Raw genomic sequence first — 20856 nt, 5'->3', positions numbered from 1 at the left:
CCAACCGAGGCATGCGGTTCAATCAGCGTACAAAAACCAACACTACAAAATCAATAGCTACCAGCGCATATCCCACTAGCGCAAGCAGCCAAAGTCGCTAAGAAAACTACTGCGACACAGCAGCCATCTTCACCGCAGGCTGATCCCCCCACCCTCCCCCAAGCGCCCGAATCAACCCCACCGTCGCCACATACTGCGCCGTCCGCACCTGCAACTCCTGCCGCCGATTGCGCAACTCGCTGCGCCGCGCGTCCAGCAATTCGAGCTGGCTCACCAACCCATTGCGATACCGCACGTCCGACAACTGCGTGGCCCGCCGCGCAGCCGTCACCGCCCGCCCTTGCGCTTCGGCCTGGCCAGACAGCAAACGCAGCGAGGTCAGCTGATCCTCCACGTCACGAAACGCATTGAGCACCTGCCCCCGGTGGTCCGCCAGCGCAGCCTCGAGGCGCGCCTTGGCGCCCTCGATCTGGGCATCGCGCTGGCCGCCGTCAAAGATCGGCAGCGACAGCAGCGCACTCACGCCCCAGGCACGGGCGGACCACTTGAACAGGTCCCCCAACTCGGGCGACGCATGCCCCGCATTGCCGGTGAGCGTGACGGCCGGGAACCACGCCTTCTGCGCCACGCCCACGCGCGCTTGCGCGGCCAGCACGGCAGTTTGCGCGGCCGACACATCGGGCCGGCGCGCCAGCACCGTGCCGGGCACGCCCGGCGGAATCACCGGCAACGCGGCGTCGCCCGTCGCGGGCGGCAGCACAAAACCACTGGCCACCTCGCCGGCCAGCACGGCCAGCGCGTTGGTCAGCAGGGCCTGCTGGCGCTGCAAGGCCAGGGCATCGGACTCGGTGGCCGCCACCTCGGTCTGCACACGGGCCACGTCCAGCTCGGCCACATCGCCGGCCTGCAGGCGGCGCTGCGTGAGGCGCAGGGTGTCCTGGTAAGCGGCCAGACTCTCTTGCACCAGCACCTGCTCGGCCTGCACGGCGCGCAGTTGCAAATACGTTTGCGCTACATCGGCCTGCACCATCAGGCGCGTGCTTTGCAACAGGGCTTCGCGCGCGTCAGCGTCCAGCCGTGCGGCGTCGCTGGTTTGCGAGAGGCGGCCGAACAGATCCAGCTCGTACGAGGCATTGAGCCCCGCCGTACCCAGCGTGGCGGGTGCTGCGCTGCCCGTGGTGGCAGCGCCCGCCTGGCGCGTCACGCCCGCCGAGGCGCCCACCTGCACCGAGCGCGCGGCGTCGGCAGAGCGCAGCAGCGTACGCGCCTCGGCCAACCGTGCTGCCGCCTGCTGGATGCTGGTGTTGGCCTGGCCCGCACGCTGCACCAGGTCGGCCAGCACCGGGTCTTGAAAGCCCAGCCACCACTCGCCGCGTGGCTGCGCCTCGGCGGGGGCTGCCACCGTCCAGGGGGCGGCGGGCAGCGCGTCGCCCCCTGCCGTGAAGCTGGCGGGCACGGGCACACCCGCATGCGGCGCGGGAGCCACGGGCTGGGTCATGCAACCGGCCAGCACCAGGGCGGCGGCCAGGGGCGCTAGCAGGCTGCGCTTGCGCGCTGCGAGGGCACCGTCGGAGGAGTTTTTCTTCAAAAGCAAATCGGTCATGGTTGTTCTCCTGCCCCAGTCGTTACGCCCGGTGCATTCGGCAGCGCGGAGCACGTGGCGAGGGCCACAAAGATTTTTGTTGTCACCGTTTTCAAAAGCATCATTCGTGCTCCTTGCGCGGCGCTGCCAGCACCGGGTGGGCAATGCCGCCGCTGCCCGGGGTATGCGAGATGGGCGCCACATGCGTGCCATGCTCCACCAGCGGGCGGTTGCCGGCCAGCTTGCGCAGCAGCACGTAGAACACAGGGGTGAGGAACAGGCCGAAGGCCGTCACCCCGATCATCCCGGCAAACACCGCCACGCCCATGGCGCTGCGCATTTCGGCGCCCGCACCGGTGGACAGCACCAGGGGCAGCACACCCATGACGAAGGCCAGCGAGGTCATCAGGATAGGACGCAAGCGCAGACGACTGGCCTCGATGGCGGCCTGTACGGGCGTGCGCCCGGCAAACTCCAGCTCGCGCGCAAACTCCACGATCAGGATCGCGTTCTTGGCCGATAGCCCCACCAGCACGATGAGCCCGATCTGCGTGAACACGTTGTTGTCGCCGTTGCTCAGCCACACCCCGGTCATGGCCGCCAGGATGCCCATGGGCACGATCAGGATGATGGCGATCGGCAGCGTGAGGCTTTCGTACTGCGCGGCCAGCACCAGGAACACCAGCAGGATGGCCAGCGGGAACACCAGCACGGCGGAGTTGCCGGCCAGGATCTCCTGGTAGGTCAGCTCGGTCCATTCGAAGGTGATGCCCTGGGGCAGCGTCTCCTTGGCGATGCGCTCGATGGCCGCCTGCGCCTGGCCTGATGAATAACCGGGCGCGGGACCGCCGTTCACATCGGCGGCCAGGTAGCCGTTGTAGCGCATGGCGCGTTCGGGGCCGAAGCTGGGCTCCATCTTCATCAGCGCCGACAGCGGCACCATCTCGCCGGTGGCAGAGCGCACCTTGAGCAGGCCCACATCTTCAGCCCGCGCGCGGTAGGCCGCATCGGCCTGCACGCGCACGCTGTAGGTGCGGCCAAACTGGTTGAAGTCGTTGGCGTAGAGGCTGCCCAGGTAGATCTGCAGCGTGTCGAAGATGTCCGTCACGGGCACGCCGAGCTGGCGTGCCTTGGTGCGGTCGATGTTGGCGTACAGCTGCGGCACGTTGACCTGCCAGCTGGTGAACAACCCCGCCAGCTCGGGCGTCTGGTAGGCCTTGGCCATGAAGGCCTTCACCGCGTTGTCCATGGCTTCATAGCCCAGCGAGGCACGGTCTTCGATCTGCAGCTTGAAGCCGCCCGTGGTGCCCAGGCCCGCCACCGGAGGCGGCGGGAACATGGCGATGAACGCGTCCTGGATGCTGCCAAACGCCTGGTTCAGCTGGCCTGCGACGGCGCCGCCGCTCTGGTCGGCACGGGTGCGCTCGGCAAAGGGCTTGAGCGTGGCGAACACGATGCCGGAGTTGGAGCTGTTGGTGAAGCCGTTGATCGACAGGCCGGGGAAGGCAATCGCGTCTTCAACGTTCGGGTTCTCCTTCATGATCTCGCCCATGCGGCGGATCACGTTCTCGGTGCGGTCCAGCGTGGCGCCGTCGGGCAGCTGCGCAAAGCCGATCAGATACTGCTTGTCCTGCGCGGGCACGAAGCCGCCGGGCACGATCTTGAACAGGCCGACTGTGGCGCCCACCAGCGCGAGGTAGATCACGAACATCAGCGCCTTGCGGCCGATGACGCGCTTGACGCCGCCGCTGTAGGCCTCGGAGCCGCGATGGAACAAGCGATTGAAGCTGCGGAACAGGCCGCCGAACACCTTGTCCATGCCGCGCGTGAGCGCGTCCTTGGGCTCGTCGTGGCCCTTGAGCAGCAGCGCTGACAGCGCGGGCGACAGGGTCAGCGAGTTGATCGCCGAGATCACCGTGGAGATCGCGATGGTCACCGCGAACTGGCGGTAGAACTGGCCCGTGAGCCCGCTGATGAAAGCCAGCGGCACGAACACCGCCACCAGCACCAGTGCGATGGCAATGATGGGGCCGGAGACTTCACGCATGGCGCGGTAGGTGGCCTCGCGCGGGGTCAGGCCCGCCTCGATGTTGCGCTCGACGTTCTCCACCACCACGATGGCATCGTCCACCACGATGCCGATGGCCAGCACCAGCCCGAACAGGGAGAGCGCGTTGATCGAGAAGCCCAGCAGGTGCAGCACGGCAAACGTACCCACCACCGACACCGGCACGGCCAGCAGCGGGATGATGGACGCGCGCCAGGTCTGCAGGAACAAAATCACCACCAGCACCACGAGGGCGATAGCTTCGAGCAGCGTGTGGATCACGGACTTTATCGACGCACGCACGAACTGCGTGGGGTCGTACGCAATCCGGTACTCCACGCCTTCGGGCATGTTCTTCTGGATTTCGTCCATGGTCTTGCGCACGTTGGCCGAGATGTCCAGCGCGTTGGAGCCCGGCGCCTGGAACACGCCCATGCCCACGGCCGGGTCGTTGTTGAGCAGCGAGCGCAGCGAATAGTCGGCCGCGCCCAGCTCCAGGCGGGCGATGTCGCGCAGGCGCGTCACCGCGCCGTCGGCACCGGTCTTGACGATGATGTCGCCGAACTCTTCTTCGGTCTGCAGACGGCCCTGCGCGTTGATGGACAGCTGCAGGTCCACGCCGGGCAGGCCTGGCGATGCGCCCACCACGCCAGCGGCAGCCTGCACGTTCTGGCCGCGGATGGCGGTCACCACGTCGCTGGCCGAGAGGCCGCGCTGCGCGACCTTCTGCGGGTCGAGCCACACACGCATGGAGTAGTCGCCGCCGCCAAAGATCTGCACCTGGCCCACGCCCTGGATGCGCGCGAGGCGGTCCTTCACGTTGAGCACGGCGTAGTTGCGCAGGTAGTCGATGTCGTAGCGGTTGTTGGGCGAGACCAGGTGAACCACCATGGTCAGGTCCGGCGCGCTCTTGACGGTGGTGACGCCCAGGCGGCGCACTTCCTCGGGCAGGCGCGGCTCGGCCTGCGAGACGCGGTTCTGCACCAGCTGCTGGGCCTTGTCGGGGTCGGTGCCGAGGGCAAAGGTCACGGTCAGCGTCATCACGCCGTCAGTGGTGGCCTGGCTGCCCATGTAGAGCATGCCTTCCACGCCGTTGATGGACTCCTCCAGCGGCGTGGCCACGGTCTCGGCGATCACCTTGGGGTTGGCACCTGGGTACTGTGCGCGCACCACCACGGAGGGCGGCGCGACTTCAGGGTACTCGGAGATGGGCAGACCGCGCAATGCGATCAGCCCCCCGAGGAAGATGAGCACCGACAGCACCCCGGCAAAGATGGGGCGGTCGATGAAAAAACGGGACAGGTTCATAGATGCAAATTCCTGGTGTCCAGCGCGCTCAGGCGGCTGGCGACTTGGCGGCGTTCTTGGCTTCCTTGCGATCACCCGCAATCTCGGCCTTGGCGGTCATGGGCACAGGCTGTGGCGCCACCACGGCGCCGGGGCGCACGCGCTGCAGGCCGTTGACGACGATGTTCTCGCCCGCCTTGAGGCCCGAGGTGACCACGCGCAGGCCGTCAATCGGCGCGCCCAGGGTGACCTCGCGGTACTCGGCCTTGTTGCCCTCGCCCACCACCATCACGAACTTCTTGTTCTGGTCGGTACCCACGGCACGCTCGTTGATGAGCAGCGCCTGGGTGTTGCGGGCCTGGCCCATGCGGATGCGGGCGAACTGGCCGGGGATGAGCGAGCCGTCTTCGTTGTCGAACACGGCGCGCACGCGCACGGTGCCGCTCTTGGCATCGACCTGGTTGTCGATGAGCTGCAGGCGACCGGCGTGCGGCGTGCCACCCGTGGTGCCCGTGCCCATCTGGACAGGGATGCGCTCGATGAGCTGGCGGGCGCTGTTGCCGCGCTGGCCGCTTTGCAGGTCGGCCAGGGCCTTCACCACGATCTGCTCATCGGTGTCGAAGCTCGCGTAGATGGGGCTCACGGACACCAGCGTGGTCAGCACGGGGGCGCCCGCGCCGGCCGCCACCAGGTTGCCGACGGTGACTTCGATGCGGCCCACACGGCCCGCCACAGGGGCACGCACCTGGGTGTAGCCCAGGTTCAGCTTCGCGGTCTGCAGCGCGGCCTGGGCGGCGCGCAGGTTGGCATCGGCCTCGCGCTGGGCGTTCAGGCGCTCGTCATGTTCGCGCTGGGCGATGGCTTTTTCTTCGAGCAGGCGCGTGGCGCGCTCCAGTTCGCTGCGGGTGTACGACAGGCGGGCCTGCGCAGCGACCACCTGGGCTTCGGCGCGGTCCACCTCGGCGGCGTAGGGGGCGGGATCCACCGTGACCAGCAGGTCGCCCTGCTTGACCAGCGAGCCTTCGCGAAAGTGCACGGCCTGCACGGCGCCCGAGACGCGGGGGCGCACATCCACGCGCTGCACGGCTTCGAGCCGGCCGGAAAACTCGTCCCACAGGGCGATGTCTTTTTGCAGCACGGCAGCCACCGACACCGGCATGGCGGGCGGTGCTGCGGGGGCGCTATCCGCCTGCGCCACGGGTGCCTGAAACACCAGAACAGCAGCCGCCACGGTGGCCGTCACGGCCGTGGCAAGGGTGGCCAGACCCAGGGGGCGGCGCTGGGAGAACTTGGAGAAGGATGGGAAGTTCATGGTCACTTTCGATCAGTAGGTGTGCCCTTGTGGAGCACGCTGTGAAACTTGTCTGCCGTGCGCTGGCGCCTGTGGGCTGCGCTCGGCAGGGGTCAATGCAAAGGGGGCGGAATGCAGTCTCGGCAATGACACGGTGGAAAGGTCAATACCCCGGCGACAAACACCGGGGCGGCCTGCGTGCCACCGTCAAAAGACGGTGCGGCCAGGTGCGCTGTGACAGCGGCCGCAGGCCAACGGGATCAGGGGTGCATGCATGGTGTGTTCTTTCCTCCGTGTCGTTTGAATGGGTAACGTGGGCTCTAGGACATGCGGAGCGGGCAACGCCGGGCAAGCGCTTCCCCTCCGGCACGCCAGGCCGGAAATCAAGATGTAAAAAGGGAATGGGGCTCGCGCCGAGCCCGCGTTTCTCTGCCTCCACCCGGGTGGAGGTCAGCGGCTGTCAGGGATGTGAGAAGGTGTCAGGGGCCGTCGTCAGGACGGCACCGGACTTCGCGTGGAGGCAAAGAACTGCCGGAACTGCTCCTGCGCACCCGCCGCACACGGACATTCATGCGGGCCGGTCTGCAGCAGGGCATCGGGCCACTGCGGGTTCTTGGAGAACACGTGGCGCGTGACCGGCAGGCCGGCAGCCTCCAGCCGGGCCGCGTAGGCCAGCGCCTCGTCGTGCATGGGGTCGGTGTCGCCCACCAGGATCAGCGTGGGGGGCAGCCCCGCCAGGCGCTGCGCACCGGCAGGCACCGCATAGGGGTGCTCGGCATCGCGCGGGCAGCGCAGAAATTTGCGCCAGCCCTCGGTCCACTTGCAGCCCGTGGAGTCCCCCGTGGCCTCGCGCAGCGACGCGGTGCCCACACAGGGGTCCAGCATGGGAGACAGCATGATCTGCCCGGCCAGCGGGGGGTGAGACTGGTCACGCGCCATCAGTGCAACGGCCGCCGCCAGGTTGCCACCGGCCTCTTCGCCCGCCAGGTACACGGCGGCGCCCTGCCCGCCGAGCTTGGTGCGGTGCTTGTGCACCCACTTGAGCACACCGTAACCTGTGTCCACCGGCTGCGGAAAGGGCGTGAGCGGATACGCGACCGACACTACCACGGCCCCGGCACTCTCCAGCAGAGAAGCCACCGTGCAGCCGTTGTCCAGATCGCCCGACATGAAGGCCCCGCCGTGGAAGTGCACGACCACCGGTGACGCCTGGCCGGTCTTCTTGCGGCCGTACATGCGCACTTCCACGTCCTGCCCCTGGGCCACCTCAATGGTGGAATCGGTGCAGACGGACGCAGCCACCCCGGACGCCTTGGCGGGCGCCGCAGCGGGCTGCGTGGGCAAAGAGGATGAAGACGGGCGGTCGGGCTGCATGGCAGGTACCCAGTAGGTAGGTGGATAGGTGGAAGGTCGGTTGACGATGGATGAAATGTAGTGGCTTGGGCCTTTCTGATAAACAGGTCAAACACCACCGCACTGTTTCCAAAAGCTCAACAATCAAACCGGGGCGCCCGTGTGAGAATTCCTCAGCACCCAATCTGGGTGCTGATGACTCAAGGAGAAGCCATGGACCAGATACAGGCCATGCGCATATTCGTGCGGGTGGTGGAGGCCGGCACGTTTACCCGGGCAGCGGATTCGCTGAGCCTGCCCAAAGCCACGGTGACCAAGCATGTGCAGGCGCTGGAGGAGCGGCTGCGCGTGAAGCTGCTTAACCGCACCACCCGCCGCGTGACCGTGACACCCGATGGCGCGGCCTATTACGACCGCACGGTGCGGCTGCTGACCGACCTGGACGACATCGAGGCCAGCATGACCAACGCGCGCGCCAACCCGCGCGGGCGGCTGCGCATCGACGTGGGCACGTCGGTGGCCCAGTTGCTCATCATTCCGCAACTGGCGGAGTTCCATGCCCGCTACCCGGACATCCAGGTGGACCTGGGTGTGAGCGACCGCACGGTGGATCTGATCGGGGACAACGTGGACTGCGTGATCCGGGGGGGCGAGCTGAGCGACCAGTCACTGGTGGCGCGCCGCATTGGCAACCTGGAGTTCATCACCGTCGCCGCACCCGCCTACCTGGAGCGCAAGGGCACACCCACACACCCGCTGGAGATCGAGGAGAAACATGCCAGCGTGATCTACTTCTCGCCCCAAAGCGGGCGGCACTACCCGCTGGAGTTTCGCCGGGGTGATGAGTCCATCGACATCACCGGCCCCTACCAGCTGAGCGTGAACGAGGCCAACGCCTACGTGACCTCCATCGTGGCGGGGCTGGGTATTGGCCAGATCACCAGCTGGCAAGCCCAGCGCTACCTCGCCAGCGGAGCCTTGGTGCAACTGCTGCCGGACTGGACCCAACCCCTGCTGCCCGTGTATGTGGTGTACCCGCCCAACCGCCACCTGAGCGCCAAGGTGCGCGCGTTTGTGGACTGGGCGGCCGAGCTGTTCCAGCGCGAGGCCCATCTGCAGCGCAAAGCCTGACGCCCCCTGAATCGGTTCTGTGGTGGCGGTGGTGGGGTTCACTCCCCATGCACACGACAGGATTGCTCTCAGGGCGTGTTCACGCTCCCAGTCTGTATGCTTGGAGCCATGAGCACTCCAGAGACCCCGCCACCCGCCCCGCCGGCCAACAAGCCCACCCAGCCGCGCAACCCCCTGCACGGCGTGACACTCGAAGCCATGGTGGTGGGTCTGGCCGACTACTTTGGCTGGGATGAGCTGGGGCGGCAGATTCCCATCCGCTGCTTCCAGATCGACCCCAGCTTGGGCTCCAGCCTCAAGTTCCTGCGCAAGACCCCCTGGGCACGCGAGAAGGTCGAAAGCCTCTACCTCTTCATGCTGCGGGACCAGCGGCGCAACGCGCAAGAATGACCAGCGATGCGCGCAGCCATACCGCAACAATGCCCAATAAAGCGGCGCATTCGGCACAGCTGAGCGCGCGGTATCGCAACTTTCTGGTACCGCTGCTGGCGCTGGGCGCCATGGGTGGTTTCAACGCGCTGCTGGTGGCCCGGTCTGGAGCCGGTGATGCAGGCTGGTGGCCGGTGGCCTGGCTGGCCACCGTGTTCCTGGGGGTGTTCTTCAGTGCAGCCTTCATGGCCATGGCGGGCCGCCGCAAGCTGCCGGTGGCCTACGGCATCGCGGTGGGCACGCTGGTGGGCCTGGGGCTTACCGCCTGTGGCGTACTGCAGGCCCACCTGCACACACCATGGGGTGCAACCCTGCCCGCCTGGTTAGCGTGGTTCAGCAGCCCCCAGGCAAGGGCCTGGCTGGGCGCTCCCTGGGCACCGCTCATTCCCTACGCAGCAGGGCTGGCCTGGCATGGCGCCGCCCTGCTGGTTTTCAATCGCCGGACGTCACCAGAAAATCGCGGCTGATGCCGCCACCCAGGTCGTTCACCCGGTCCAGGAACTGCGTGAGGAACGCGTGCAGCCCGGTCGCCAGGATTTCGTCGATGCGGCCGTACTGCAGGTCGGCCAGCAGGCGCCCTGCCCTGCGGCTGGTCTCGGCGGACTGCCCGTTGGCCAGCACCGCCAGGTTGTCCACCACCTCCCGCAGGCACGCGTGCAGCGAGCGCGGCATGTCGCGGCTCAGGATCAGCAGGTCGGCCACGCGGCCCGGCGTGATCACGTCGCGGTAGACCTTGCGGTACACCTCGAACGCCGACACGCTGCGCAAGATGGCGCTCCAGTGGTAGAAGTCGCTTTCCTGGTTGCGGTCACTGGGGCGGCCAAAGAAGTCGTTCTTGACCGCGTGGAACTTCACATCCAGCAGGCGCGCGGTGTTGTCCGCGCGCTCCAGAAAGGTGCCCATGCGCAAGAAGTGAAACGCCTCGTCCTGCAGCATGGTGCCCAGCACCACGCCGCGTGAGAGGTGCGAGCGGTACTTCACCCATTCAAAGAACTGGCCTGGGTCGCGCTCGAACGCGCCGCCTTCCAGTTGCCGGTGCAGTTCCAGCCAGGTCTGGTTCTGCGTCTCCCACACCTCGGTGGTGAGCGCACCGCGCACGGCCCGCGCGTTCTCGCGTGCGGCACGCAGGCACGACAGGATGGACGACGGGTTGTTGCCGTCGTGCACCATGAACTCCAGCACGTTGGCGGGCGTCACTTCACCATGCTTGGCGGTGTACGCAGGGATCAGCTCGCTGATGGACAGCAGGCCCTCCCAGCCTTTTTGCGCCACATCGGCAGCCTGGGGCAACAGGGAGGTCTCGTAGCTCACATTGAGCATTCTTGCTGTGTTCTCTGCCCGCTCTGTATATCGGGACATCCAGAACAGATGATCGGCAGTGCGACTTAGCATTTTTCCTCCCCGGGCAGAGAACCCCGCGCGTGCTGCGCACGCTGGCTGTGTTGTGGTGAAACCCCGCTTTCGGCGGCGTTTTCAGCCCGCTCGGTGTGGCGGGACATCCAGAACAGATGGTCGGCGGTGCGGCTCAGCATGTTCAGAGGCTCCCTTGCGATTGACTTTGCGACTGACCTTGTCCCTGCGATTGCGACTGGGATTGCACGGCCTTGGGTTGCGCTGCAGGCGTACCCTCGCCCAGCACCCAGGTGTCCTTGGTGCCGCCGCCCTGCGACGAATTCACCACCAGCGAGCCCTCCTGCAGCGCCACGCGCGTGAGGCCGCCGGCGGCCATCTGCACCTCGCGACCGCTGAGCACAAAGGGGCGCAGGTCGATGTGGCGCGGGGCAATGCCGCTTTCCACATACGTGGGGCAGCTCGACAGGCTGAGCGTGGGCTGCGCGATGTAGCCCGCCGGGTTGGCCAGCAGCGCGCGGCGAAAATCCTCGATCTCGGCCTGCGTAGCGGCAGGGCCGATGAGCATGCCGTAGCCGCCCGCGCCGTGCACCTCCTTCACCACCAGGTCCTTGAGGTTGGCCAGCACGTGCTGCAGGTCGTCCTGCTTGCGGCACATCCAGGTGGGCACGTTCTTCAGGATGGGCTCCTCGCCCAGGTAGAAGCGGATCATCTCCGGCACATAGGGGTAGACGGACTTGTCGTCCGCCACGCCCGTGCCCACAGCGTTGCAGATGCCCACGTTGCCCGCGCGGTAAGCCTCCATGAGGCCGTAGCAGCCCAGGGTGGAATTGCGGCGGAAGACTTGGGGGTCGAGGAAGTCATCGTCCACGCGGCGATAGATCACGTCCACCCGCTGCAGGCCGCGTGTGGTGCGCATGTACACGAACTTGTCCTTGACCACCAGGTCCTGGCCCTCCACCAGCTCCACCCCCATCTGCTGGGCCAGGAAGGCGTGCTCGAAGTACGCACTGTTGTGCATGCCGGGCGTGAGTACCACCACCGTGGGCTCATCCGCCGTGGCGGGGGCGCTGGCGCGCAGGGTTTCGAGCAGCATGTCGGGGTAGTGGGCCACCGGCGCCACCTTGTGCAGGCTGAACAGCTCGGGGAACAACCGCATCATCATCTTGCGGTTTTCGAGCATGTAGCTCACACCGCTGGGCACGCGCAGGTTGTCTTCGAGCACGTAGTACTCACCATTGCCCTGGGCATCAGGGGCGCGCACGATGTCGATGCCTGCGATGTGCGCGTAGATGTCCTGCGGCACATGCACGCCGGCCATCTCGGGGCGGTATTGCGCGTTGTTCAGGATGAGGTCGGCGGGCACGATGCCGGCGCGGATGATGTCCTGGCCGTGGTACACGTCGTGGATGAAACGGTTGAGCGCCGTGACACGCTGCACCAGCCCCTGCTGCATGCTGGCCCACTCGTGGGCAGGGATGATGCGAGGGATCAGGTCGAACGGGATCAACCGCTCGTTGCCTGCGCCGCCTTCGTCCTTGGCGCCGTAGACGGCGAAGGTAATGCCCACGCGCCGGAAGATCATCTCGGCTTCGGCCCTGCGGGCCTGCATCACGTCAGGGGGCTGTTTGCTCAACCACTGCGCATAGCGCTTGTAGTGTTCCCGCACGTCGCTGCCATCAAACGGCAGCATGGCGTACATCTCGTCAAATTTCTGCATGAACGGGCCTCCTGCGATCAGGATAGCAAGTTGTGAGCCCACCCCCGCCCAACACCCCTGGCGGCGCTGCGCCATCGGCCCCGAATCAGTCGTCCCGTGGCACCATGCGGTGCTGCCAGTAGTGCTCGCCGGTGTCGCGTTCGCAGGCCACCTGCCCAGGCTGCGACGAGGACCAGCGGGCGGCCCCGCAGCGCGACGATTCCACCACCGCAATCTGGCGCGCACGGTAGCGCTGCAGCACATCCGGCGCCGGATGACCGAAGCGGTTGCGATAACCAGCCTGCACCAAAGCGGTGCGCGGCTGGACAGCTTCCAGAAAAGCCGCCGACGACGAGGTCTTGCTGCCGTGGTGGGGCACCAGCAACAGGTCGGCCCGCAAGGGCGCGCTGCGCGCCAGCAAGGCTTGCTCCTGCGGTGCCTCGATGTCGCCCACCAGCAGGGCCGTCCCGCCCTCGGGCCCGGCGGCCGCGATGCGCAGCACGCAGCTGAGTGCATTGGGACGCGGGGCCTTGGCCGCCACAGGGGCGTCGTCACCGGGCAGCGGATGCAGCACCTCGAAAGCCACGCCATCCCACTCCCAGCGCTGGCCTGCCAGGCAGGGCCTGCTGGGGCGCAAGCGCTGCAGGGCGTGCTCGGCTTCGATGGAGCCGGTCAGTTCAGCGCGTGGCTGCTGGGCCAGCACGGCCGCTGCACCGCCTGTGTGGTCGGCATCGCGGTGGCTGAGCATGAGCACATCCACCTGCTCCCCCAGCGCCCGCAGCAGCGGCACCAGCACGCGGTGGCCCGCATCGCTCTCGCGGCTGAAGCGCGGCCCCGCGTCATACAGCAGGGTGTGCGTGGCCGTGCGCACCAGCACGGCATTGCCCTGGCCGATGTCGGCGGCCAGCAGCTCCAACTGCCCCGCAGCCGGCCGCTCGGGCTGCCACCACAACACCGGCAGCAGCAAGGGCAACGCCAGCAAACGCAGGCGCCAGGGCAGGCGCATGGCCAAGAGCGCGCCCCCTGCCACCGCCGCCACACCCGCCCACAGCGGCGCGGCAGGCAAAAACACAGCGGCCCAGGGCCACTGCGCCAGCCACTGCAGCAACGCGGTGAACGGCTGCAGGCTGAGGGCCGCCGCACTCCACAGCGGCGCCCACAACACGCCCCCCAGCGCCAGCGGCGTGACCACCAGCGTCACCCAGGGGATGGCCACCAGGTTGGCGACAAAACCCACCAGCGACACCTGGCCAAACAGCAGCAAGCCCAAAGGCGTGAGCGCGAGCGTGACCACCCATTGTTCACGCACCAAGGCATAAAAACGGCCTATAGCGCTAGTACCAATTGCCTCAGCAGCTATCGGATTAGTAGCAAACAGCACGCCCACCGCCACAAAGCTGAGCCAGAAGCCTGCCTGAGCCAATGCCCACGGGTCCAGCAGCACCACGGACCCGCAGGCCAGCAGCCACACCTGGGGCCAGGGCCAGCGGCGCCCGCTCAGCTGCAGCAGCCCCACGATGGCCAGCATGGTCACGGTGCGCTGTGCGGGCACGCCCCAGCCGCTGAACAGCGCGTAGGCCGTGGCCAGCAGCACACCCGACACCAGCGAGGCGGATTGCGCAGGCACCGCAAGACTCAACCGGGGCGAGCGCCGCCACAACGCCCGCACCACCAGCGCCGCCAGCCAGGCGAACAGCGTGATGTGGAGACCCGAAATGCTCATGAGGTGGGCCACCCCGGTGGCACGGAACACATCCCAGTCTGCACGGTCAATGGCACGCTGGTCGCCGGTGACCAGCGCCGCCACCACGCCCGCCGTGCGCGTGCGGGTGGGGTCGGCGATGTCATTGCCCGAGCCATCCTGCCCGAATACCAGGCGCTCCAGGATGGCGTCCCGCACACGCTGGCGCAACTGCTCCACCGGGTACTGCCAGGTGGCGGCCACACGCACCGGCGGCTCGTCCTTGGGGCCCGCGCGCACGTAACCCGTGGCCTGCAGGCCCTGCTCCCACATCCACAGTTCGTAGTCAAAGCCATGCGGGTTGCGCAGGCCATGGGGCGCCTTCAGGCGCACGGTGATCTGCCACCGCTCGCCCGCACGCACCGGGGCGGGCTGGCGCTGCAGGTCCAGCACCTCGCCCGCACCGCCGAAAGCGCCGCCATACCAGGCCACATCCACCAGGGGCGGCAAGGACACCGGCGCGCCTTGCAGCGTCGCCCCCTCCACCACCATGCGCCAGCGGGTGCCCGCCTCGTTGATCTGCGACATGGCGGCCACCACGCCGGTGATGCGCAGGTCCTTGCCCTCCAACGCTGCCGGCAATGCCTGCGCCTGGTAGGCCAGGGCCCGCAGGCCGGTGCCTCCCGCCATGGCCAGCGCCCCCGCCAGCAACATCAGCCAGGGCGCCATGGCGATGGCACTGCGAGCCCAGCGAAGCCCTGGGCGCCGCCGCGCGGCGGCCACCGCACCACCGCCCAGCAGCAGACCTGCCCCCAACAGCCACCCATAGGCCGCAGCGGACCACAGCGTGGGCTGCTGCAGTTGCAGCGCAGCCCCGGCCACCACGCCCAGCAACACAGCGGGCAGCAGCCACGGACGCGGGGGCAATGGCCCCTCCACGCCCCGGCCTGTGGCGGACAGCGGCGTGGCATTAGAGGCGCTTATGGCGGACATGCGCTGATGCTAATGCGCCGCCAGGGCCTGCCACGTCGGCGCGAGGGTGGGGTGCTGTGTAACACTTACCGCGCTCGGCGGCCTGCGCACCAGACCGCTCTCGTCTATCCACCCACACTTCCTAACGAGGACCACCATGAGCGTTTACGACAAGCTGAAAGAACTCAACATCACCCTGCCCCCCGTGTCGGTGCCCGCCGCCGCCTACGTGCCCTATGTGCAGACGGGCAACCTGGTGTTCCTGAGCGGCCACATCGCTCGCAAGGACGGCAAGCCCTGGGCTGCGCAGTTCGGCCGCGACATCGGCACCGAAGAAGGCAAGCAGGCTGCGCGTGCTGTGGCCATCGACCTGATGGGCACGCTGCAAGCCGCCTGCGGCGGCGACCTGAACCGTGTCAAACGCATCGTCAAGGTCATGAGCCTGGTGAACTCCACGGGCGACTTCACCGAGCAGCACCTGGTGACTAATGGCGCCAGCGAACTGCTGGGCCAAGTGTTTGGCGAGAAGGGCGTGCACGCCCGCAGCGCCTTCGGCGTGGCCCAGATCCCCATGGGCGCGTGCGTGGAGATCGAACTGATCGCCGAACTGGCCTGACAGACCGCGCGCCCCAGCAAAAAACCCATGGCATCACTGCCATGGGTTTTTTGTTGCCTGTGCAGCGCAGGGTCCCGCCGCCTAGGCCTGCGGCAGCCGGGGGCACCCACCTCAGCGTGTCAGAAAGATTCCCAGTCCTCTTCCGCCCCGGCCGTGGCACCGTGCTTGGCGCCTTGCTTCACGCCTGCCGATGATGAAGGCGATTTCGCCGGTGCCGCCGGGGCACTCGCAGTGCTGATGCGGGCTGCAGGGGCACCGCCCGCAGTGGCGGACGCTGCGGGCTTGTTGCGGGTGGCTGGCATGGTGGTTGTCGCCTTGGCCGCGCCGCGCGCGACCCCAATGGCGGCCTGCGCAGGCCCGTAGCTGGCAGCGTTGACCTTGAACATGGATACCTCGCGCGCCAGGTGATCGGCCTGCTCGCGCAGGCTTTGTGCTGCGGCAGCGCTTTCTTCCACTAGGGCTGCGTTCTGCTGGGTCATCTGGTCCAGGTTGCTGATCGCCTTGTTGACCTGCGACACCCCCGCGCTCTGCTCGGACGATGCGGCGGTGATCTCGCCGATCATGTCGGTCACGCGCTGCACCGACTGCACGATGTCGGTCATGGTGCTGCCCGCATCGGACACAAGGCGCGAGCCGGTCTCCACCTTCTCGACCGACGCGCTGATGAGCTGCTTGATCTCCTTGGCTGCCTCGGCACTGCGCTGGGCCAGGCTGCGCACCTCGCTGGCCACCACTGCAAAGCCCCGGCCTTGCTCGCCGGCACGCGCGGCCTCCACCGCCGCATTGAGCGCCAGGATGTTGGTCTGGAACGCAATGCCGTCGATCACGCCAATGATGTCTGCGATCTTCTTGCTGCTGTGGTTGATGTCCTCCATGGTGGCCACCACCTGGGTCACCACCTCGCCGCCCCGGCGCGCCACGCCGGTGGCACCCGCTGCCAGGCTGCTGGCCTGCTGGGCGCTGCCCGCGCTTTGCTGGATGGTGCTGGTGAACTCTTCCATCGCGGCGGCCGTCTCCTGCAGGTTGCTGGAGGTCTGCTCGGTGCGGGCCGACAGGTCCTGGTTGCCGGTCGCGATCTCTGCGCTGGCGATGGCAATGCTGTCCGTGCTTTGGCGCACCTGGTGCACCATGCGCCCCAGCGCATTGCTCATGGCATAGAGCGAGCGCAACAGATCGCCAAACTCGTCGCTGCGCGTTACAGACTCCTGCAGGCTCAGGTCGCCACCTGCAATGCGTTCGGCCAGTCCATTGGCCTGGGCCAAGGGCCGCTGGATGCTGCCAATCAGGTAATACGCCCCCACGATGATGGCCAGCAGCAGCAAGCCCACGGCCACCGCGGCGATCTTGACGGTGAGCATGCGTTCGGCCGCCATCGCCACCTGCGTCTCTGCGGCGTTCTTCTGCAGTTGGGCCACAAACTCGCGCAGAGCAGCGAGGTAGGCCGCCACGGAGGGGTTGTACTTCTGGTTGATCAGCGTCACGGCCTGATCTTGCTGACCGTCACTCTTGAGCTTGCGGGCCTCGCCACGCAGATCGATCATGGTCTTGCGGGCGGCCGCAATCTTGTTCATCTGGGCCTTGTCGGCGTCGGACAAGGCCATGGATTCGAGCGACTTCTGCACCTCGCTGATCTGCGCCGACGTGGCCGCAATGACGTCCTTGAACTCGGCTTCCACCGCTGGGTCGTTGCTCACGATCAGCGCCTGGGTGCGCGCTGCATTGGTTTCGGTCAACCCCGACCAGCGCAGGGCGGCCTGAACCCGCGCCTCCATGTCCTTGCTCACGGCATCGGCCTGGGCTTGCACTTTTGCAGAGCGGTAGGCCGCAAACCCCACCACGGCGACCAGCATGACCACGATCAGAATCACAGCCAGCCACAGCTTGTGGGCCATCCTCAATTGTTTAGGCATGGAGGTCTCCGGGAGTGTGTTTGTCACGAGATGTTGCTCGCTTTCCGACAATTGCACAAACCAGGAGCGGCCGCATGAGGGTCATCCCCAAGCACGATCGGAGGCGCCGCCAAACGCACCGGGTGCGGCAAACCCGTTTCGCGCACCCCGCTCCACTGGCAGCGGCGACGATTGAAGCGGCAAAAAAACGCAGCGATACGGCCCCGGCCGAGCGCTGCGCCGCAGGCAATGCTGCAGTTCGGGTGTGGCTGCAGGACGCGGCAACAGCGCCGGAGGCGTCGTGTGAGCTGTCCTTACTCGACGCGCGTCACTGTCGTGGGCTTGAAGCCCAGGTCTGCTGCCTTGCCCTTGCGGCCGCGCGCGGCACGGGCGTTGTTCAGGCTGCGGATCTCCAGCGTCTCATCACGCTGCTTGCCGCCCCGGCCCACGCCATCGAGGCGAATGCTGCGCGTGTAGGCCGCCGCGCCTGCGAGCTGGTCCTTGTCTTCCAGGTCGATCAGCATCAGCCCCCGGCCGCCATTGGCCATGGTTTTCAGCTGGGTGATCTCGAAGGTCAGGATGCGCCCGCCCGTGGACGCGCAGGCCACGTGCGTGGCCGGCAGCACCGGTTTGCTGCCCGTGGTGCCCGCAGCGTGTGATGGCACACACACGGTTTCGCCCTCGCCCAGGGTAAGGAAGGCCTTGCCGCCCTTTTGGCGCGAGACCATGTTTTCCACCGCCGCCAGAAAGCCGTAGCCGCCCGAGTTGGACAACAGCAGCGTGGCGTTGGCTGGCCCCGCAAAGTAGTGCAGCAGTTGCGTGCCCGATTCCAGCTCGATGAGCGTGGTCACCGGCTGGCCGTCGCCACGCGCACCGGGCAGCAGCGACACGGCCACCGAGTAAACGCGGCCATTGCTGCCAAACGCCAGCAGGGTATCCACCGTGCGGCACTCGAACGTGCCGTACAGCCCGTCACCTGCCTTGAAGGCAAAGCTGGCGGCCTCGTGGCCATGGCCGGTGCGGGCGCGCACCCAGCCTTTTTGCGAGACGACCACGGTCACAGGCTCGTCCACCACCTTCACCTCGGCCACGGCCTTTTTCTCGGCCTGGATGAGGGTGCGGCGTGCGTCGGCAAAGGTCTTCGCGTCCGCCTCGATCTCCTTGACCATGGTGCGGCGCAGCGAGCCGGGGTTGTTCAGGATGTCTTCGAGCTTGCCCTGGCTTTCGCGCAGTTCTTTCAGCTCTTGTTCGATCTTGATGGCTTCGAGCCGTGCGAGTTGGCGCAGGCGGATTTCGAGGATGTCCTCGGCCTGCCGGTCGCTCAGGTTGAAGCGCGCGATGAGCGCGGCCTTGGGCTCCTCGGCCGCACGGATGATCGCGATCACCTCGTCGATGTTGAGCAGCACGGTCTGCCGCCCTTCGAGGATGTGGATGCGGTCCAGCACCTTGTCCAGCCGGTGCTGGCTTCGGCGGGTGATGGTGGTCTGGCGGAAGGCAATCCACTCTTCCAGCATCACACGCAGCGACTTCTGCACGGGCTTGCCATCGAGCCCCACCATGGTGAGGTTGATGGGGGCCGAGGTTTCCAGGCTGGTGTGAGCCAACAGGGCGGTGATCAGCTCCTGCTGCGGGGTCTTGCCCGTCTTGGGCTCGAACACCAGGCGCACGGGCGCGTCTTTGCTCGATTCGTCGCGCACCACATCCAGCACAGCCAGCATGCTGGCCTTGAGCTGGGTCTGGTCTTGCGAGAGCGCCTTTTTGCCGGCCTTGACCTTGGGGTTGGTGATTTCCTCGATCTCTTCGAGCACCTTTTGCGTGCTCACGCCGGGCGGCAACTCGTTCACCACCAGCTGCCACTGCCCACGCGCCATGTCTTCGATCTTCCAGCGCGCGCGCACCTTGAGGCTGCCACGGCCGGTGCGGTAGGCATCGGCAATGTCGCCCGCGCTGCTGATGATCTGGCCGCCGCCGGGGTAGTCCGGGCCGGGCACCAGAGCGAGCAGGTCTTCCTGGCTCAGCGAGGGCGTCTTGATGAGCGCAATGCAGGCATCTGCAATCTCGCGCAGGTTGTGGCTGGGAATTTCGGTGGCCAGGCCTACGGCAATGCCGCTGGCGCCGTTGAGCAACGCGAACGGCAAGCGCGCGGGCAACTGGCGCGGCTCCTCCGTGCTGCCGTCGTAGTTGGGCATGAAATCGACCGTGCCTTCGTCGATCTCATCCAGCAGCAGGCTAGTGATGCGCGACAGGCGGGCCTCGGTGTAGCGCATGGCCGCAGCGCCGTCGCCGTCGCGGCTGCCGAAGTTGCCCTGGCCGTCGATCAGCGGGTAGCGCTGGGCAAAGTCCTGCGCCATGCGCACGAGCGCGTCGTAGGCCGACTGATCGCCATGCGGGTGGAAGCGGCCCAGCACATCGCCCACCACGCGGGCGCTCTTGACCGGCTTGGCCGCCGTGTTGCGCGTGGGGCCGCTGTAGCCCAGGCCCATGCGGTCCATCGAATACAGAATGCGCCGCTGCACGGGCTTGAGGCCGTCGCACACGTCGGGCAGCGCGCGGCCCTTGACGACCGACAGTGCGTACTCCAGGTAGGCACGCTGGGCATAGCCCGCCAGGCCCAGGGAGTCGCCCCCGTCATCGCCTGCGGTGGTGAAATCGAGAGTGGGTTGGTCGCTCATTCGTTGGGTACAGTTTCTGGATTCACGTTCTGGGGAGCGGTGGGTGTCTGCGCCACGCGGGTGGGCGGCAGGTTGCCCCGGTTCTGCGCGCCGCCCGACAGCTCCATGCGCACGCGGCCGGGCAGCGCACGCTGGGCCAGCACCGGCGCCGGGGGCTTGAGCTGGGCATACAAGCCCAGCACGGTGCGCACGTAGTTCTGGGTTTCCCTGAAGGCCGGTATCTGGTTGCCCGCCTTTTGCACCGCGCCTTCGCCGGCGTTGTAGGCGGCCACGGCCAGGTCCATGCGGCCAGGGAACAGGTCCAGCAGGTAGCGCAGGTAACGGGTGCCGGTGGGCACGTTCACGGCGGGGTCGGCGAGCTTTTGCTCGACCGAGCGCTTCTTGTCCGCATTCACACCAAAACGGCTGGCCGTGGCGGGCATGACCTGCATCAGGCCCACGGCGCCTTTGGGCGACACGGCGGCGGCGTCAAAGCCGGATTCGGTGGCGATCACGGCCTGCAGCAGCTCGTAGTCCACACCATGTTGGCTGGACGCAGCGCGCAGGTGGTGCTTGACGCGCTTGTAGTCAGGCGCAATGTCAAAAAACGCCAGCAGGCGCGCACCCGCTGCGGGAAGCGCATAGGGCATGGGCGATGCATTGGCCGGTGCATCGCGGGTGGAGTCGAAGTCGTTGCCCCGAAAAAACAGCTGGTAGCGCGCATCGACCTGCTCGGACGCAAAGTGCGTCACGCCGCGCTCATCCACATGCGCCCACAGGTCTGCATGGGCCGTTTGCTGCAAAAAACAGAGCAAACAACCCAATAAGCACCAGCGCACGACGCCATTCTTGTTTGGATTTCTCATGGCAGACCTGTC

General features: G+C 67.1%; 15 protein-coding genes. 4 read left to right on the top strand and 11 right to left on the bottom strand.

Features of this window, described 5'->3' with window-relative positions:
• Positions 1-106: 106 nt before the first annotated feature.
• The 4 genes from N4G42_RS08650 to N4G42_RS08635 all read right to left on the bottom strand — a co-directional run bounded on the left by N4G42_RS08650 (position 107) and on the right by N4G42_RS08635 (position 7581).
• Positions 107-1603 (bottom strand): efflux transporter outer membrane subunit, encoded by a 1497-nt coding sequence (locus tag N4G42_RS08650; protein ID WP_260666865.1) that lies wholly within the window; start codon positions 1601-1603, stop codon positions 107-109.
• Positions 1604-1703: 100 nt separating this feature from the next.
• Complete coding sequence (locus N4G42_RS08645) at positions 1704-4937, bottom strand: efflux RND transporter permease subunit (RefSeq protein ID WP_260666864.1); 3234 nt, start codon at positions 4935-4937, stop codon at positions 1704-1706.
• A 28-nt stretch (positions 4938-4965) separates the two neighbouring features.
• Entirely contained in the window at positions 4966-6228 is a 1263-nt protein-coding gene (locus tag N4G42_RS08640) for an efflux RND transporter periplasmic adaptor subunit (RefSeq protein ID WP_056061759.1), read from the bottom strand.
• A 471-nt stretch (positions 6229-6699) separates the two neighbouring features.
• Positions 6700-7581, bottom strand: coding sequence for an alpha/beta hydrolase (locus tag N4G42_RS08635; RefSeq protein ID WP_260666863.1), 882 nt, complete (start codon positions 7579-7581; stop codon positions 6700-6702).
• Positions 7582-7773: 192 nt separating this feature from the next.
• Here N4G42_RS08635 and N4G42_RS08630 point away from each other — a divergent pair, with 192 nt between their 5' ends.
• From N4G42_RS08630 to N4G42_RS08620, 3 genes are all read left to right on the top strand, one after another.
• Positions 7774-8691, top strand: a complete 918-nt coding sequence (locus tag N4G42_RS08630) for a LysR family transcriptional regulator (protein WP_056061756.1) — start codon at positions 7774-7776, stop codon at positions 8689-8691.
• A gap of 108 nt (positions 8692-8799) precedes the next feature.
• Complete coding sequence (locus N4G42_RS08625) at positions 8800-9081, top strand: VF530 family protein (protein WP_260666862.1); 282 nt, start codon at positions 8800-8802, stop codon at positions 9079-9081.
• A 29-nt stretch (positions 9082-9110) separates the two neighbouring features.
• Positions 9111-9587 carry a hypothetical protein gene (locus tag N4G42_RS08620; protein ID WP_056743395.1) on the top strand — a complete coding sequence of 159 codons (477 nt, stop codon included), beginning with the start codon at positions 9111-9113 and terminating at the stop codon, positions 9585-9587.
• Here the strand turns inward: N4G42_RS08620 and N4G42_RS08615 are convergent.
• The 4 genes from N4G42_RS08615 to N4G42_RS08600 form a co-directional block, all read right to left on the bottom strand.
• On the bottom strand, positions 9553-10512 hold the full coding sequence (locus N4G42_RS08615) for an alpha-E domain-containing protein (protein WP_055400923.1): 960 nt from the start codon (positions 10510-10512) through the stop codon (positions 9553-9555). The two genes, N4G42_RS08620 and N4G42_RS08615, sit on opposite strands and share 35 nt — an antisense overlap.
• Positions 10506-10652: an alpha-E domain-containing protein gene (locus N4G42_RS25655; RefSeq protein ID WP_121943352.1), complete on the bottom strand. Its 147-nt coding sequence runs from the start codon at positions 10650-10652 to the stop codon at positions 10506-10508. The genes N4G42_RS08615 and N4G42_RS25655 overlap by 7 nt, the downstream gene beginning before the upstream one ends.
• Before the next feature lie 2 nt (positions 10653-10654).
• On the bottom strand, positions 10655-12190 hold the full coding sequence (locus N4G42_RS08605; protein ID WP_099729780.1) for a circularly permuted type 2 ATP-grasp protein: 1536 nt from the start codon (positions 12188-12190) through the stop codon (positions 10655-10657).
• An 85-nt stretch (positions 12191-12275) separates the two neighbouring features.
• Positions 12276-14843 carry a DNA internalization-related competence protein ComEC/Rec2 gene (locus N4G42_RS08600; protein WP_260666861.1) on the bottom strand — a complete coding sequence of 856 codons (2568 nt, stop codon included), beginning with the start codon at positions 14841-14843 and terminating at the stop codon, positions 12276-12278.
• Positions 14844-14979: 136 nt separating this feature from the next.
• Between N4G42_RS08600 and N4G42_RS08595 the strand changes: the two genes are divergently transcribed.
• Complete coding sequence (locus tag N4G42_RS08595) at positions 14980-15438, top strand: RidA family protein (protein WP_008906002.1); 459 nt, start codon at positions 14980-14982, stop codon at positions 15436-15438.
• Between the two features lie 119 nt (positions 15439-15557).
• Here the strand turns inward: N4G42_RS08595 and N4G42_RS08590 are convergent, their stop codons facing one another.
• From N4G42_RS08590 to N4G42_RS08580, 3 genes are all read right to left on the bottom strand, one after another.
• Positions 15558-17348, bottom strand: a complete 1791-nt coding sequence (locus N4G42_RS08590; protein ID WP_260666860.1) for a methyl-accepting chemotaxis protein — start codon at positions 17346-17348, stop codon at positions 15558-15560.
• A gap of 293 nt (positions 17349-17641) precedes the next feature.
• Positions 17642-19999 carry a DNA topoisomerase IV subunit A gene (gene parC / locus N4G42_RS08585; RefSeq protein ID WP_260666859.1) on the bottom strand — a complete coding sequence of 786 codons (2358 nt, stop codon included), beginning with the start codon at positions 19997-19999 and terminating at the stop codon, positions 17642-17644.
• Positions 19996-20844, bottom strand: a complete 849-nt coding sequence (locus N4G42_RS08580; protein ID WP_260666858.1) for a lytic transglycosylase domain-containing protein — start codon at positions 20842-20844, stop codon at positions 19996-19998. The genes parC and N4G42_RS08580 overlap by 4 nt, the downstream gene beginning before the upstream one ends.
• Positions 20845-20856: the final 12 nt, after the last annotated feature.

Source organism: Acidovorax sp. K2F, from assembly GCF_025246485.1.
Classification (GTDB): Bacteria; Pseudomonadota; Gammaproteobacteria; order Burkholderiales; family Burkholderiaceae_C; genus Acidovorax; species Acidovorax delafieldii.
Note: the sequence above shows the minus strand (reverse complement) of the source record. Positions and strands in the feature narration are given on the sequence as shown.